Source organism: uncultured Algibacter sp., from assembly GCF_947487575.1.
Classification (GTDB): domain Bacteria; phylum Bacteroidota; class Bacteroidia; order Flavobacteriales; family Flavobacteriaceae; genus Algibacter_B.
Genome location: NZ_CANKXG010000004.1, coordinates 198538 through 214164, shown reverse-complemented (window position 1 = coordinate 214164; position 15627 = coordinate 198538). Strand labels below are relative to the sequence as shown.

Here is a 15627-nt window from a genome sequence, read left to right as displayed (position 1 = left end):
TTATAATAAAACTTTACTATAATTTATTTAGTAACTGCTTTAAGTGTTACTATAGACTTACTAGGTATCGAAATAGCATCATATTGCATTGTAGATTTTCTTAAATTGCTACCAGAAGATGTTGTATATGATTCAAAACTTCCATTTTTAACTTCAAAATCTTTTTCATAATTCTCTAATGATATTTCCCTATTACTATCAGTATTATTTACACAAACTAAAACAATCTCATTATTTGCGGTACTCTTATATCCTGAAATCATGAAATTCTCAACTGATGTCTCATCACTATAATCAGGGTCATTTACTTCAAACCGCACCATTCCAGGTTTTACAAATCGACTAAAATTACCAAGTGCCCAGAGCAATTTATTTTCTTCAAACGTACCATCTGTATGTGATGGACTGTTAGAATTTGGTTGATATAAAATTAGGTTAAACCTAAACGGATGATCTCCAAAAGTAGATTGGTTTAAAGCTGTCCAAAAACTCCAGCCCGTTGCGTTACCAAACACCAAATCTGTATGAATGATACGACTAAGCCAAAGCGCATAATCAATTTCCTTAAATGTTGACACATCGAGTCCTTGCTGATATGCAGCTCCAAGTAAGCTATATTCTGTTTGCCAATAATCCAAACCATAACTTGACAGTGCAGTACGCAACGATTTACGCTGCCTTAGCGACTCATTAGTAGAACCATTGCTAAAATAACTATGACCTGCTATGTGGCTCGACAGACTTGTTAAATTTCCAATATAATTTGAACTAGAGGAATTAAAAAAATCATTTACTTGATTTGTGGTATTTTGAGATCCTTCAAACAAATATTTTAACTGAGCTGCTTCAGGAACCATAATTTTAGCGTTAATGCCTGCATCTACAAACTCATTGTCCATAATTCTTGTTACAGCAGCAACTTCTGAATTAAATGCTTTAGTACCAGATTGACTTGCTTCTCCTGCCTGTGCATTCCAGTCATATTGGGTTTCATTAAAGGCACATACGGTTTCAAAATTATAACCTTCAGTTTCATAGTGTTTTACAACAGTAGTTATAAATTTAGCATAAGCTGAATAATTAGATTCTGGACAATTAAATCCGTTTACATCACTAGTACTAAAAGTATAACCATTTTTAGTCATAAAATAAGGAGGGGTTGTTGCCCAAGCTGTAAATTTAGACACTCCATAATCACGAGCTTTTGATAGAAACCATTGTTCTCCTGCTTGCTTTGTCCAATCGTAGTTACCACTTTCATCTAACAAACATTCTGTTTCTCTAAACCATGACGATGATTTGAAACCACTATTTGATTGATCTGCAGCACCATCACCAATTATGGTTCGCCATAGCGAGAGACCAATGCCTAAGGGATTTCCTTGAGCATCGGTTTCACTACTAAATAATAATTTTGCTATAGGTTCTTTTGAAGCTTCTGGCCATTTGCCAACCCATTGGTCTTGAAAACCACCTGAGGCTCCAAAATGATCTATAACTTGAAATGTATTGTTTAAGTTTAAAGTTATACCCTCTTCAGGTATGTCAAACTTTGGGTCATTAGGATCTGTTGCAGAGTCTGAACTACATGCAACAAACAAACTAACACATAAAACGTGTATGAAAAACTTAAACATTACTACTTGTATTTTAAAAATTAATATCCTGGATTCTGTACTATATTTCCTCTAGATAATTGAATTTCTTCTGGAGGAATAGGCCATAACATGTGGATATTTGGATCAAATAAAGTTCCACTATTTTGAGGTTCATTTAAGTTTGTTGTTTCAAATGGATCTGTGCTTATTTCTGTATTATATTTTACAAACGAACCACTTGGCCCTAGAATAAGTGCTATTCTAGGAACACCATTTATTTTTTGCCTTCTGATATCATAAAGTCTGTGCTGTTCTAAAGCCAACTCTAAGCGTCTCTCCTTCCAAATTGCATCTCTTAAAGCCGTTCCTGACAAGGACATATTTGTAGTTAAATTAACTCTGTCTCTTACTAATTTCAAAGAATTTTTAGCAGTTGTTGGGTCGTTATTAAAATAAGCAGCTTCTGCATTTATAAGTATGACATCTGCCAACCTTATATGAATGTACTGTCCTGGTATTTGACCTCTAGAATAAGGCTCTGGTCTCTCCCCTACAGGCGTGTAATATTTTCTATTTGTACGACCTGGCTTATTTTCAGTAGGTTTGCCATCAAACTCAGTTACTGCTGGATCTCCAAAAACAGGTTCTCCATGTTTGATAATCGTTGACCGTAACCTAATATCATCGCCTTCACTTAAAAAGGCATTTTCTAAATCACTTGTTGGAGCACCCCATCCCCAGCCACGATCACCACGACTACCGTTAGTAATTGAGTATTGTCCTCCAATTTCCCGGAAAGTTGGATTGTTGATAAATTCTATTGCGAATATAGATTCCATACCATGTGCATTACCTATTCTATAAAGATCAGCAAAATCTGGTTCCAGTCTAAATTCTCCCGATTCCATAACAGTATTTGACATAGACTGAGCTAAACCCCATTTTTCTTGGTATAAATAAACTTTAGCTAATAATGATTGTGCTGCGCCTTTAGTAGCTCTTCCTAAATCGGCTGGTGGGTACTCACTTTTTCTTGGTAAGCCTTTTATGGCATCTTTTAAATCGGTTTCAATAAAAGCATACACATCCTCTACAGACGCTCTTTTTTTGTCGTTTATTGAAGGGTCTAAAATTTCCTGATAAGAAGAAACAATAGGTACCCCTCCAAAATTACGCACCAAATCAAAATAGAAAAATGCTCTTAAAAAACTTGCTTCCCCAATAAACTGTGCTTTCTTATCTTCATCAATATCAGCAACAGATATTTGTTCTAGTGCCAAATTAGCTCTTGTAATACCAATATAATGACTTTCCCAAAAAGAGTTAAAATAGGTAGAGCCTGGGAATACGTTATATTCTGCTATTCCTGTTATGTCTGGTCTTGGTTGTGCTGTGTTACCAGCCCAGTTGTCATCAGATGCCATTTCGTTAATTTGACGCTGGAAATTTACCTGCCACCAGCTTTCACCATTTACTTTTCTGTAAATACCGTTGATAACAAACTCTGAGTTCTCCGAATTTGCAAAGAAATCATCTAGTGTTTGTCTACCATATAAAGGCTGGTCTAAAAACTCTTCTTTATCACAACTTGTAACAAACATAGTTGCAATAACTAATAAAAATAAAACAATCTTTTTCATAATCTTATAAAGTTAAATTAAGTCCTAATAAATATGTTTTAGATACTGGATTTCTACCAAAATCCACCCCAAACTGGTTAATAATATTATTGTCACCAGTAGCTCTTCCAGAAACTTCAGGATCGAATCCACTATAATCTGTAATTGTTATTAAGTTCTGTCCTGAAACGTACAATCTACATTTTTGAAACCCTTTAACATTAAAGTTATACCCCAATTGAATGTTACGTAATCTTACATAGGATCCGTCTTCTATAAATAAATCGGAAGGGCTTTTATAGTTTCCATTTAAATCAAGCTGAGTGAGTCTTGGAAATCTTGCACCCGTATTGGTTGGTGTCCATACCACATCGGCGGTTCCTGCAAGCACATTAAGGTTTTGTGTACCTGCACGATTATATTCCAGTCCAGCGTTATAAACATCATTACCAAAAGTACCATACCATTGCATGGACAAATCCAATTTTTTATAGCTCATGTTAATATTTAAACCACCAAAAAAGTCTGGAAATGGGTTTCCGGTGGTTACATAGTCGTCATCAACTGTTAAAACACCATCTCCATTTTGATCTACAAAGCGTAAATCACCTATTTGGGCATTAGGCTGAATAATAGTTCCATCCTCGGAGGTATGAGAATTCAATTCTGTCTGATTTTGAAAAATGCCATCGGTCTGATAGCCTTTAAATAAACCTACAAAATCTCCCAACACGGTTTGTTTACCAAATTGATTTCCTAAAGCTTCCCTTCTCAAACCTAAAAGTACTTCGTTTCCAGGAGCTAAGTCAACAGTTTTTGTTTCATTTGTCGATACTGTTAAATTAATACCTAAGTTAAAATCATTCCATACTTTATTATAACCCAGGGCGATATCAATACCCTTTGATTCGAAACTACCTACGTTTTGATCTACAGTACCTGGTACACCCGTGTAATTGGGTAATTCTACACTAAACAATAAATCTTCAGAAGTTTTTTCATAGTACTCAGCAGAAAATGTAATGGTATTATTAAACAACCCTAAGTCAACGCCAAAGTTCTTATCCCTTACTGTTTCCCACCTTAAATTCTCATTACCAAATTGACTTAAGAAATTTGAAAGAACGCGATCGCCTCCTAGAACATAACTATCAGAACCTATTGAAAAAAAGCGACCAGTGGTACGAATATTTTGGTTACCAACTTCTCCCATCCCCACTTTTAATCGCAAGTTATTTATGGCTTCGCTCTTGAACCAATCTTCGGAGTCCACGTCCCATGCTAAAGAAGCACTTGAGAACATCGCTGTTCTAGTATCCCTTGGAAATTTTGAGGCTTGATCTATCCTTACCGATGAGTTTATAGTAAATCTATTATCAAAACTATAAATAACCCTAAAAATACCAGACCAAATATTTTCAACTAATCTATCACTATCAACTCTTACTGTTTCACCTTCAGCTGCCCTCAACTCTCTTAAATTCAGCTTAGTATTACTCGGTAAACCATCTGCATATCCTTCAATCCAATTTCTATCATTAGAATCCCATAAAACGCCTCCCAAAATATTAAAATAGTGCTTATCAAGAATAGTCTTATCAAAAGTGATGGTATTATTAAGAACATAATCAAAAGAAGTCGTCTTTCTTTCTCTATAATTATTTATTTCCAATTGCCTATTGGGACCTAAAAAGTACTCTGGTGCAAACCGCTCCCTAGTCGTAGATGTCAAATTAACACTTGCCTGCGAAGTAAAGGTTAAACTAGGCGTAATTTTAATATCTAATTGTGTATTTGAGAAAATCCCAAAAAATTCATTATCATCAAAATGTCTAGACAAAGCGTTTACAGGGTTAGTGACCAAATTAAGAGGCAAACCATGTATACTAAATTCATTACGCCCTACACGTTCACTCTGAGGAATAAAAACTGGCGTTAGTGGATCGATTCTTAACACATTAGACAACAGACCTTGAGTTCTTTCCCAACGTTCTACCCTAGGACTTATGTCTTGTTTTAATGTAACTCTGTCTGATATTTTAAAATCCACATTAAATCTACCAGTAACCCTTTTATACCAACCTTTATCATAATTAGATTTCTGATCGAAAAAGCTAGCACTTGCCGAATACTTAATTTTTTCACTACCACCAGAAGCTCTTATATTAGCATTTATAACAGGTGCAAAATCGTCCACAACTTCATTCCACCAATCGGTATCGGAAACCCCATCATATAGGCTAAGTACAGAATTATCTCCTAAATTATCATTTTGAGAACGCGCATTCATAACTTGAATGTACTCCTCAGCACCTGCTAACTCAATTTTATCCCATGTTTGAACACCATAGTTAAAATCAAAATTAACAATAGTTTTTCCTACTTTACCTCGTTTTGTAGTTATCATTATAACACCATTAGCAGCTCTAGACCCATAAATGGCAGAAGCCGCAGCATCTTTTAAAATATCCATACTTTGAATATCCTGAGTATTGACAGCATTTAATGACGTACCATCTGGCTGCAATACCCCATCTATAACTAAGAGTGGATTAGTTGAGCCACTAAATGTTGTTATACCACGAATAAGAATTTGCGGAGAAGCCCCTGGAGAACCTCCCGATGATAATACCTGGACACCAGCGGCTTTACCCTGAAGTGCCTCAGCAGCATTACTTGCTACTTGTTTTGCTATTTCGTCACCATCCACAGAAGCCATAGAAGTCGCGATTTTATCTCTTTTAACTGCTCCATAACCTATTACTACTACTTCATCCAGTTGTGCATTATCAGTTACCATGATTATATTAACAGTATTTCGGTTACCCACAGCTACTTCTTGAGTTTTAAAACCTATATAGCTAAACACTAAGATAGAATTATCTCCAATTGACATTGTATAGTTTCCATCGAAATCGGAAACAAATCCATTAGACGTATTTTTTTCAAGAACATTAACACCCGGAATAGGCTGCCCTTGCTCGTCTGTAATCGTCCCAGAAACCATGTTTTGGGAGGTTGCCGTAAAACTTAAGCACAGCGCACTTATCAAAATTAAAACTAGTTGTTTCATTTAATTTGTTTTTAATTAGTTTGGTTGTTATTTTATTATCTGACTTTGAAAAGATATATACTATCTCTCTTTTGCAATAATTCTGTTTAAATGAGTGTCAAAAATGAATGTATAATCCTTATCCAAAGCACTGTCATCAAACACGTAGTTATTACCACCACCAGGAATAGTTTTAGAAGGATCTCCTCCGCTAACATCTACTCTCCAAAACGGTGCCCATCCGGAAGTATTGGCATTTAAGATAAAACCATTTGCTCCTTCATCACTAGGCTGATCTCGCAAAGTCACATCAATAGCCCACAAATAAGTATTAGTTCCATCTTGAGTAAATGGCTTCCCTGAATTAAAATGCCAACATTGGGTACTACCGTCGTTATTATTAGTACATGTAGAAGTGGCTGCATCAACATATACACCTCTACCTAAAATATAAACTTGATCAAAAGCAGCGTCAGTAGGTGTATAAGGAGTTATTGTATAACTAAGGTCTCTCACGTCCATAGTTATTTCATAATACCCCACTTCCGGAAGAACAATTGGGGATACCGAAGCATTTTGTCCAAGAACCAATTTACCTGGATTATTAATATCTGCACCAAAAGCAAAAGGCGCAAAAGATGCTTGCTGAGGTATAAATCGAACTTCAGAATTTGCAGATGAAGCATAATAACGTGCCGTAAACACATAACCATTTTCTCCTGTGGCTTGACTTCCCGTAGTTGTAAATGGTATTCCAAAAATATCTTGATTTAAAGCAGTATCATTAATCTCATCAGTTAAAAACATTGCATTGAACTGCAAATCTGTTACTATACTAACCGATACAGAAGCTATAGCCTCATTTCCAGTAGCATCTGTTGCAGAAATGGTAAAAGTATACTCACCAGGACTAGTAATATCTAAATCATTAGTATAGCTATAAGAATCTCCAGAAATAGCAATTGTTTCATTTAGTACATCACTTTCAATTTTCAATTCAGCTAATTCTCTATCAGCTAATTCAATATTTAAACTAACTTCATTACCAGAACCCATTAATATTGTAGCTCCATCTACTGGACTAATAATGTTTATAGTTGGAGCAGCTATATCTCTATCTAAGGTAACTACAACATCTCTAGTTGTAGATACATCACCTGCATTAGTTGTTGTGATTGCAATAGTATGTACACTAAACTCCTCTTCATCTTCTGGTACTTTAAAACTATAAGCCAATTCATAAATATCAGGCAAGGAGTCTTTAATAATTGTTTTATCCAAAAACCATGAGTCATATTTAAGATTAACAGATTTTACTCCTGCAGGATCTGAAACCACACCTTCAAAAGTAATAACATCACCTGGCAAAGAAGATATCTCGTCCACGAATGACACGAATTCTGGAGTAGAATCTACATTTACAGAGTCTCCATCTTCGTCATCACAACTTATCATAATTGCTGTTAGGCAGATTACAAATAGCAATTTTGTTTTAAATGTTTTCATTTTTTTTGTTTTTTTAAAATTAGTTTTAGTTGATTTTACTTTAAACATAGATATTTTTAATATTAATTAGCTTACCTATGTTAGTTTAGTTTAAGATTAATAATTCATAATAAATCATTCATTTTATAAATAAATAGATAATCTAAGTGGATTTAACTGCTAATATATTACAAATATATAGTAGATAATGCTTCGTTCAATAGACAAAAAAAGCATATACATGGATAATATTGTTTAGTTTAAATGATTTTTATCTAAAAAACTAAAAATGTAATATATATCTTAAAATCAAGTTTGACTTCCAAAATTAAAGTTGAGAATTAAGCCTTTTAAGTATCATATAAAAAACACTACAGAATTAAAAAATATAGACAATAAAACTTTCAAAAAATAATATTTAAAATATAATTAGCTACCTTTATAACACATAAACATTACATTTATAGAAAAATAAGTCAATATAATGAATTTAATACTAGATAATAGATTTTAAAAAATGGATGAAAACACTTTAAAAGAAGGCTTTCTGGGGCAAAAAATAATTGCTTTTCCAAAATCTATTTTAGAACAGGTAAAAAACAATCCTATTTCTAAACAATTCTATATTAGTGATTTGGGGTATTATCCTTTAGCTCATCATCACTATAGAGCAAGAAAAAAAGGAGCAAAACAATATATTTTTATCTATTGCACCAAAGGCAAAGGCGAGATTACCATTGAAAATAAAAGAACACTAATTAATCCAAATCATTTTTTTATAATACCAAAGCACACAACACACGAATATAAAGCTAGTGATACTGATCCTTGGAGTATTTATTGGTTTCACTTTAACGGCCCTTTTGGTAAAGAAATTTACAACAGGTATTCAAAAACAGACAGTAATCACTATAAGGACATTCCTTTTTCAAAAAGCGTTATCGATCAGTTTAATAAAATCTTTGATTTATTTAACAACAATTATTTATTAAATCATATTGAATATGCAAATTTGCTGAGTCTCAATTTTATAAGCTCATTTGTTTATCACGACTTTCAATCAATAGCCAAAACAAATCAAAGTGATAATTTAGTAGATTTAGTAAAAAATTATTTGTTAAATAATTTGGACAAAAACTTCACGCTAGATGAACTTGCATCAAGGTTTAATTATTCCAAATCATATCTTCACACTAAATTTAAAATAAAAACGGGGTATCCAGTACTTGTGTTTTTTAAATTAAAAAAAGTACAAAAAGCTTGTGAATATTTAAGCTACACCGACTTAAGCATAAAAGAAATTAGTTATAAAATTGGTTTTGATGATCCACTGTATTTTTCAAGAATATTCAAAAATTTTATGGGAAAATCTCCTAGAAACTACAAACAAAGTCAACGTAAATAGTTGGGCTGTTTTTATATATTGTGTCATCACCAATCGTAAAAGAGTTTTCGTTACCAGATTCTAAAGTAGTATCATGGTATTACAAATTTTTAATTTGTAACAAACCAACTGATTTTAAAAAATATCACAAAATTAAAAGGTAGATTAGGCAGATTAAACCAAAGTAGCATAAAACAAAAAAGCTCCAATATTTTCATATTGAAGCCTTTTGTGAGCCCTGAAGGATTCGAACCTTCGACCGCCTCCTTAGAAGGGAGGTGCTCTATCCAGCTGAGCTAAGAGCCCTCAAAGAAATCATTTCTAATTTCTGGTGTGCAAATATAAAATTAACTATATATCTAACCAAAAGAAATGTTTATAATTTTTCCCCTTTCTAAAAATAAAAAATTAGGACTGCTTTATTAAAAAACTTTACTTTTACGTTTCCAGAATGTCTTTTTATTTAAAATGAATACATACGAAACAACTCTACTAGTTACAAAAAACCACATAGACGATTTAAATCATGTAAATAATGTGCATTATGTGCAATGGGTTCAAGATATTGCAAAAGCGCATTGGCAATCTAAAACCTCTTTAGACTTTCAAACTAAGTTTGGTTGGTTTTTACTATCTCATTTTATTGAATATAAAAGTGCTGCTTTTTTAAACGACACCATACATTTAAAAACCTACATCGCAAAAGCAGAAGGCGTTACTTATACACGTATTGTAGAAATGTACAATGCTAGTACAAACAAGCTACTAGCCAAATCTAAAACAAAATGGTGTTTTATGAATATGAAAACAGAGCGTCCATCTAGAATTCCACAAGAAATTGTTGATTTATTTGATTAATTCGTCCACTATATAGTTTAACTCAAAATATCATTTTAAAATTAAATTGATACATCATACTAAATCATAATTTCAAAAGTTATATTTTTAGCCATCTAAACTTGCTCCTTAATAATGAAACGTTACATTTACTTTATAATTACACTAGGATTTTTAATGCTTTGGAGTTCTTGTCGTAAAGACCTTGAGTTCTCTCCAAGTACTGGAAGTTTGCAATTCTCAAAAGACACTGTTTATCTAGATACTGTTTTTACCAATATTGGGTCAAGTACTTACAATTTAAAAGTTTATAATAAAAGTGATAAGGATATTGTAATACCATCTCTTGGTTTAGCACGTGGTGAGGCTTCAAATTACAGATTGAGTGTAGATGGTTTAACAGGAAAAAGTTTTAATAATATAGAATTATTAGCTAAAGACAGCTTATTTATATTTGTAGAAACTACAGTTAATATTGAAAATGAGGCTGCAATTGGAAATCAATTTTTATATACAGATGCAATAGAATTTGATTCAGGTTCTAATCTACAAAAAGTAGAATTAGTCACCCTTGTTCAAGATGCTGTTTTTATTTTCCCAGACAGAGATGATGATAATATTATTGATAGATTAACTCTCGATATTGGCAGTGAATTTGGTGAAGTACAATTTCTTGGTCGTGAATTAGAATCCTCAGAGCTTAACTTTACCAATGAAAAACCATACGTTATTTATGGGTTTGCAACTGTACCAAACGGAGAAACTTTAACTATTGACGCTGGTGCACGCCTACATTTTCATGAGAACTCAGGTATCATTGTTTCTAATAGCGCCTCAATTAATGTAAATGGAACATACAGTAACGACAGGGATTTAATGGAAAACGAAGTGATTTTTGAAGGTGATCGATTGGAACCTAATTTCTCCGAAGCCCCAGGACAATGGGGCACTATTTTACTAGTTGAAGGCAGTATAAATAATACTATAAATTATGCGACTATAAAGAATTCTCAAATTGGTATTTGGTCTATTGGTAATCCCAATGAAATTAACAACAAACTTACTATAACAAATTCTCAAATCTATAATTCTAGTAATTTTGGAATTTTAGGTAGAAACACATCTATTTTTGCAGAAAATATAGTTATTAATAATTCTGGTTTATCGTCTTTTACTGGAACACTAGGTGGAAAATACAATTTAACACATTCTACCATAACGAATTATTGGGATAATGGTTTTAGACAGTTCCCATCAGTTTTAATAAATAATTTCATAATAGATGAAGACAATATAGCTACTATAGCTGATTTAACAGAAGCTAATTTTAACAATTGCATTATCTACGGAAATGATAACCCTGAAATTTTATTAGATGAAATTGAAGATGATGCAGTCGTTTTTAATTTCAAGTTCACCAACTGTTTGATTCGTTTTGATGATAACAATAATAATTTCACAGGGGCTAACTACGATTTTAACGATACATCTAAATATGAAGGTAATATTTTTAATCAAGACCCAAATTTTAAAGATGTAGAGTTAAATGAAATGATTATTGGCGATGACTCTGCAGCTAATGGCAACGGTTTAGCTGTTTTTGCCACACAAGTCCCAGTTGATATTTTAAATATTAATAGAACAAATTCTCCAGATATCGGAGCTTATCAGCATATTACTTTTCCAGAAGATGATTAATAATCATATTATTCAATACTCATAATTAATTACTAAATTATTTATTTACATGGAAAATATTATGGGTTTTCCTCCTATTCGTTTTCTTTTGTTAACTTAGTTCAATCCACTACAACTAAATCACTCAGTTTAAATTTCTGGCATATTCGTTTTTATGACATTAAAAGACATTATAAAAAAACTTATACGTAAATATGAAAACTACAAACATAAAAATTCCAATGTTTACTATATTTCTATTGGTGAAAACTGCCTTACTGATAACATTTTAAATAGGTTTAGAATAAAAAGTTTTAGCACACCATACTCACACGGAAGAAGCAACTTAGATTATGCAATTCAATTAGAAAAAGAAAATTACTGCAATCTATTAAATTCGGAACATTTATTTTACGAATATATTGGAGAAACAAAAGTTGTAAGGAATAAATTTTATTCAAAATCTGATAACATTTATATTAAACTGCATCAACATGGTTTTGAATTCACCCATCATGATGTAATAAATAATGATTTGCATAGAAAAAGTTATGAAAGAAAGCTTTTAAGAATGAAATCTTTGGATAAGCGTAAAAAAATAAAGTTTATATATCATTACAGACATAGCAATAATAAAGACCTAAAACTAATAGCAAAAAAGGCTGAAGAATTTTTAATCTGTTATCAAAAAAAGGGTGTAAAATGTGAATTTATATTTTTTACTCAAGAGATTATTTTGAATAAAGAAGAAAGGGACATAATTAAAATACATGATGAGAATAGCGTAAAAGGATATAGTTTAAAAACTCTAGAAATTTGGCAAGGCGATGATCAGGATGTTTTTTGGGCAAGAAAAGATGATGATTTAATATCAAAAATGATAAAGGATATAAAATAAGTATATGCAAATTCTAAGTAAGTACTATATGAGTGAGTGCGTTAGGGATTGCAGTGGCATCCTTTTTTGAGGCACGAGAAAAAGATATAACGAAAAGCCCGACCCTTGTGGTAACGCCAAAAAACTTTTTACAGCAAAAAAAATCCCGCATAAAGCAGGATTTTTACAATTAACACTTGAATTGATTTAAGGGCTTACACAAACAAAGGTTTATCCTTCATCATTGTATTTACTTTTGTTTTAACAGCTTCTAGAACAGCTTCATTTTCAAAATTAGTAATTACTTCATCAACCAACTCTACAATAGCCCCCATATCTTCTTCTTTTAAACCACGGGTAGTAATAGCAGAAACGCCTAAACGTATACCTGAGGTTACAAATGGTGATTTATCATCAAAAGGTACCATGTTTTTATTTACCGTAATATCTGCCTTCACCAAAGCTTGCTCTGCATCTTTACCAGACAGGTTTTTGTTACGTAAATCGATTAACATACAGTGATTATCTGTACCGTTGGATATAATATTATATCCTTTTTCAACTAGTGCGTCTGCCATAGTTGTAGCATTCTGCTTTACCTGTAATTGGTAATGCAAAAAGTTATCGGTTAGCGCTTCACCAAAAGCAATAGCTTTTGCTGCTATAATATGTTCTAATGGACCACCTTGATTTCCTGGAAAAACAGCAGAATCTAATAGCGATGACATTTTACGTAAGTTTCCGTTTTTAAGCTTAATTCCAAATGGGTTTTCAAAATCTTGCCCCATCATAATCATTCCTCCTCTTGGCCCTCTTAAAGTTTTATGAGTAGTAGTTGTAACGACGTGACAGTGTGGAAGAGGGTCATTTAAAATCCCTTTTGCAATTAATCCTGCAGGATGCGAAATATCTGCCATTAAAATTGCCCCAACGCTATCTGCTATAACTCTAAAACGTTTAAAATCTATATCGCGAGAGTATGCTGAAGCCCCAGCTATAATAAGCTTTGGTTGTTCTTTTGTAGCAATTTCTTGAATTTTATCATAATTTAAAACACCTGTTTCCTGCTCTACACCATAAAATACTGGATTATAAAGTTTACCAGAAAAATTTACTGGCGACCCATGTGTTAAATGCCCACCGTGAGATAGATCAAAACCTAATATTTTATCACCTGGCTTTAAACATGCATGATAAACTGCTGTATTAGCTTGACTTCCAGAATGAGGTTGAACATTTACATAAGCCGCACCAAACAAAGATTTTGCTCTATCAATAGCAATTTGTTCAACTTCATCAACCACTTCGCAACCACCATAATAACGCTTTCCTGGGTAGCCTTCAGCATATTTATTGGTTAATACAGAGCCAGCAGCTTCCATTACTTGGTCGCTTACAAAATTCTCTGAAGCAATAAGTTCAATACCATGTAATTGGCGTTCCTTTTCAGCTTGAATAAGTTCAAAAATTTGTTCGTCGCGTTGCATAAATATAATTTTATTATTTCCATTTTCATGGAAAATCTGATTCTAGTTAAATAATGTGCAAAAATAGGAAATTGATTAGTTATTAGTATTAAAAAAACCAGATTTACTTTTAAGTTTTCAACGGTTTGTTAACCGTTAAATTTTACGCATATTTTATGCTGTTTTTTCAAATAAAATAAAAAAATTATGTACGTTTGATAAGAATTCAATAACCCAAATAAATTAATTTATGGCATTATTCGCTAACAATCCAGATAGAACTTCGTGGTTACACGTTGATAAAAATTCTGATTTTCCAATACAAAACATTCCTTTTGGCGTGTTTTTAACTCGTGATGATATTATTACTATAGGCACACGCATTGGAGATACCGCTATTGACCTTGGTGCTTTACATCAATTAGGTTATTTTGACGGGATTCCGTTAACAGATGATATTTTTCTGCAAGACACACTTAATGATTTTATCGCGGACGGTAGAAAAACATGGCGTGCGGTTAGAAATAGAATTGCTGAAATTTTTGATGTAGAAAATAAAACGCTAAAAAATAACACAAAACATAAAGAAACTATTTTGTTTCGCCTTGATGAGATTGAAATGCAATTACCAGTACAGGTTGGTGATTACACAGATTTTTACTCAAGTATAGAACATGCAACAAATGTGGGTACTATGTTTAGAGACCCAGATAATGCACTTTTACCAAACTGGTTGCATATTCCTGTTGGGTATCATGGTAGAAGTAGCTCTATTATTCCATCAGGAATACCAGTACACAGACCACAAGGGCAAACACTTCCAAACGGAGCTTCCGAACCTGTTTTTGGCCCGAGTAAACTCGTTGATTTTGAATTAGAAATGGCTTTTATTACAACCGATGCAAATGATTTAGGAGAGCCAATTCCTATTGAAGAATCTGAAGAATATATTTTTGGATTAGTATTACTTAATGATTGGAGCGCCCGCGATATTCAAAAATGGGAATATGTGCCATTAGGGCCTTTTTTAGCTAAAAACTTTGCATCTTCAATTTCTCCATGGATTGTAACTTTAGATGCCCTAGAGCCATATCGAGTAGAAAGCCCAAAACCTCTAAAAAAACAACTTGACTACCTTAAATATAAAGGTAAAAAAAGCTATGATATAAATTTAGAGGTAGCCATCCAACCTCAAGGTGCTAAAGAAAATATTGTAAGTAACTCTAACTTTAAATATATGTATTGGAACATGGTGCAACAATTAGCGCATCATACCGTTAATGGTTGCCCAGTAAATTCTGGAGATTTAATGGGAAGTGGTACCATTTCTGGTCCTACCGAAGGTAGTTATGGCTCCATGCTAGAATTATCTTGGAGAGGTGAAAAACCACTTAAAATGAAAGATGGTACAGAACGGAAGTTTATAAACGACAACGACACCGTAATTATGAGGGGCTATTGCGAAAAGGACGGCACTCGTATTGGGTTTGGTGAAGTCTCTAATAAATTATTACCTGTTTACAAGAAATAAATCTTCACAAATTAAAACAAAAAAAACGTCTTTAAGCTAATGTTTACAGGCGTTTTTCAGTTCGGCATCATAACCAAAATATAGTTTTATAACCAAATTTT

General features: G+C 32.8%; 10 protein-coding genes and 1 tRNA gene. 5 read left to right on the top strand and 6 right to left on the bottom strand.

The features are described from left to right. Positions 1–23: 23 nt before the first annotated feature. Genes Q0870_RS05840 through Q0870_RS05825 form a run of 4 tightly spaced genes read right to left on the bottom strand, consistent with a single transcriptional unit; the run spans position 24 to position 7775 of the window. On the bottom strand, positions 24–1637 hold the full coding sequence (locus Q0870_RS05840; RefSeq protein ID WP_298553321.1) for a glycoside hydrolase: 1614 nt from the start codon (positions 1635–1637) through the stop codon (positions 24–26). A 20-nt stretch (positions 1638–1657) separates the two neighbouring features. Continuing rightward, entirely contained in the window at positions 1658–3238 is a 1581-nt protein-coding gene (locus tag Q0870_RS05835) for a RagB/SusD family nutrient uptake outer membrane protein (protein WP_298553320.1), read from the bottom strand. 4 nt (positions 3239–3242) lie between these two features. Further along, the gene (locus tag Q0870_RS05830) at positions 3243–6290 is read right to left on the bottom strand and encodes a TonB-dependent receptor (RefSeq protein WP_298553319.1); all 3048 of its coding nucleotides are present in this window, start codon (positions 6288–6290) and stop codon (positions 3243–3245) included. A 60-nt stretch (positions 6291–6350) separates the two neighbouring features. Next, positions 6351–7775, bottom strand: a complete 1425-nt coding sequence (locus Q0870_RS05825) for a hypothetical protein (protein WP_298553318.1) — start codon at positions 7773–7775, stop codon at positions 6351–6353. Between the two features lie 496 nt (positions 7776–8271). Between Q0870_RS05825 and Q0870_RS05820 the strand changes: the two genes are divergently transcribed. Further along, positions 8272–9159 carry an AraC family transcriptional regulator gene (locus tag Q0870_RS05820; RefSeq protein WP_298553317.1) on the top strand — a complete coding sequence of 296 codons (888 nt, stop codon included), beginning with the start codon at positions 8272–8274 and terminating at the stop codon, positions 9157–9159. A 211-nt stretch (positions 9160–9370) separates the two neighbouring features. On the opposite strand, the gene Q0870_RS05815 is transcribed toward Q0870_RS05820, so the two are convergent. Next, positions 9371–9444: transfer RNA gene (locus Q0870_RS05815), tRNA-Arg, on the bottom strand. Positions 9445–9606: 162 nt separating this feature from the next. Here Q0870_RS05815 and Q0870_RS05810 point away from each other — a divergent pair. The 3 genes from Q0870_RS05810 to Q0870_RS05800 all read left to right on the top strand — a co-directional run bounded on the left by Q0870_RS05810 (position 9607) and on the right by Q0870_RS05800 (position 12550). Next, entirely contained in the window at positions 9607–9996 is a 390-nt protein-coding gene (locus Q0870_RS05810; RefSeq protein WP_298553316.1) for a thioesterase family protein, read from the top strand. 114 nt (positions 9997–10110) lie between these two features. Then, complete coding sequence (locus tag Q0870_RS05805) at positions 10111–11673, top strand: hypothetical protein (protein WP_298553315.1); 1563 nt, start codon at positions 10111–10113, stop codon at positions 11671–11673. A gap of 154 nt (positions 11674–11827) precedes the next feature. Next, complete coding sequence (locus Q0870_RS05800; RefSeq protein ID WP_298553314.1) at positions 11828–12550, top strand: DUF1796 family putative cysteine peptidase; 723 nt, start codon at positions 11828–11830, stop codon at positions 12548–12550. Positions 12551–12744: 194 nt separating this feature from the next. Here Q0870_RS05800 and glyA read toward each other — a convergent pair whose 3' ends face one another. Continuing rightward, positions 12745–14016 (bottom strand): serine hydroxymethyltransferase, encoded by a 1272-nt coding sequence (gene glyA / locus Q0870_RS05795; RefSeq protein WP_298553313.1) that lies wholly within the window; start codon positions 14014–14016, stop codon positions 12745–12747. Positions 14017–14245: 229 nt separating this feature from the next. Between glyA and fahA the strand changes: the two genes are divergently transcribed. Next, the gene (fahA, locus tag Q0870_RS05790) at positions 14246–15526 is read left to right on the top strand and encodes a fumarylacetoacetase (protein WP_298553312.1); all 1281 of its coding nucleotides are present in this window, start codon (positions 14246–14248) and stop codon (positions 15524–15526) included. Positions 15527–15627: the final 101 nt, after the last annotated feature.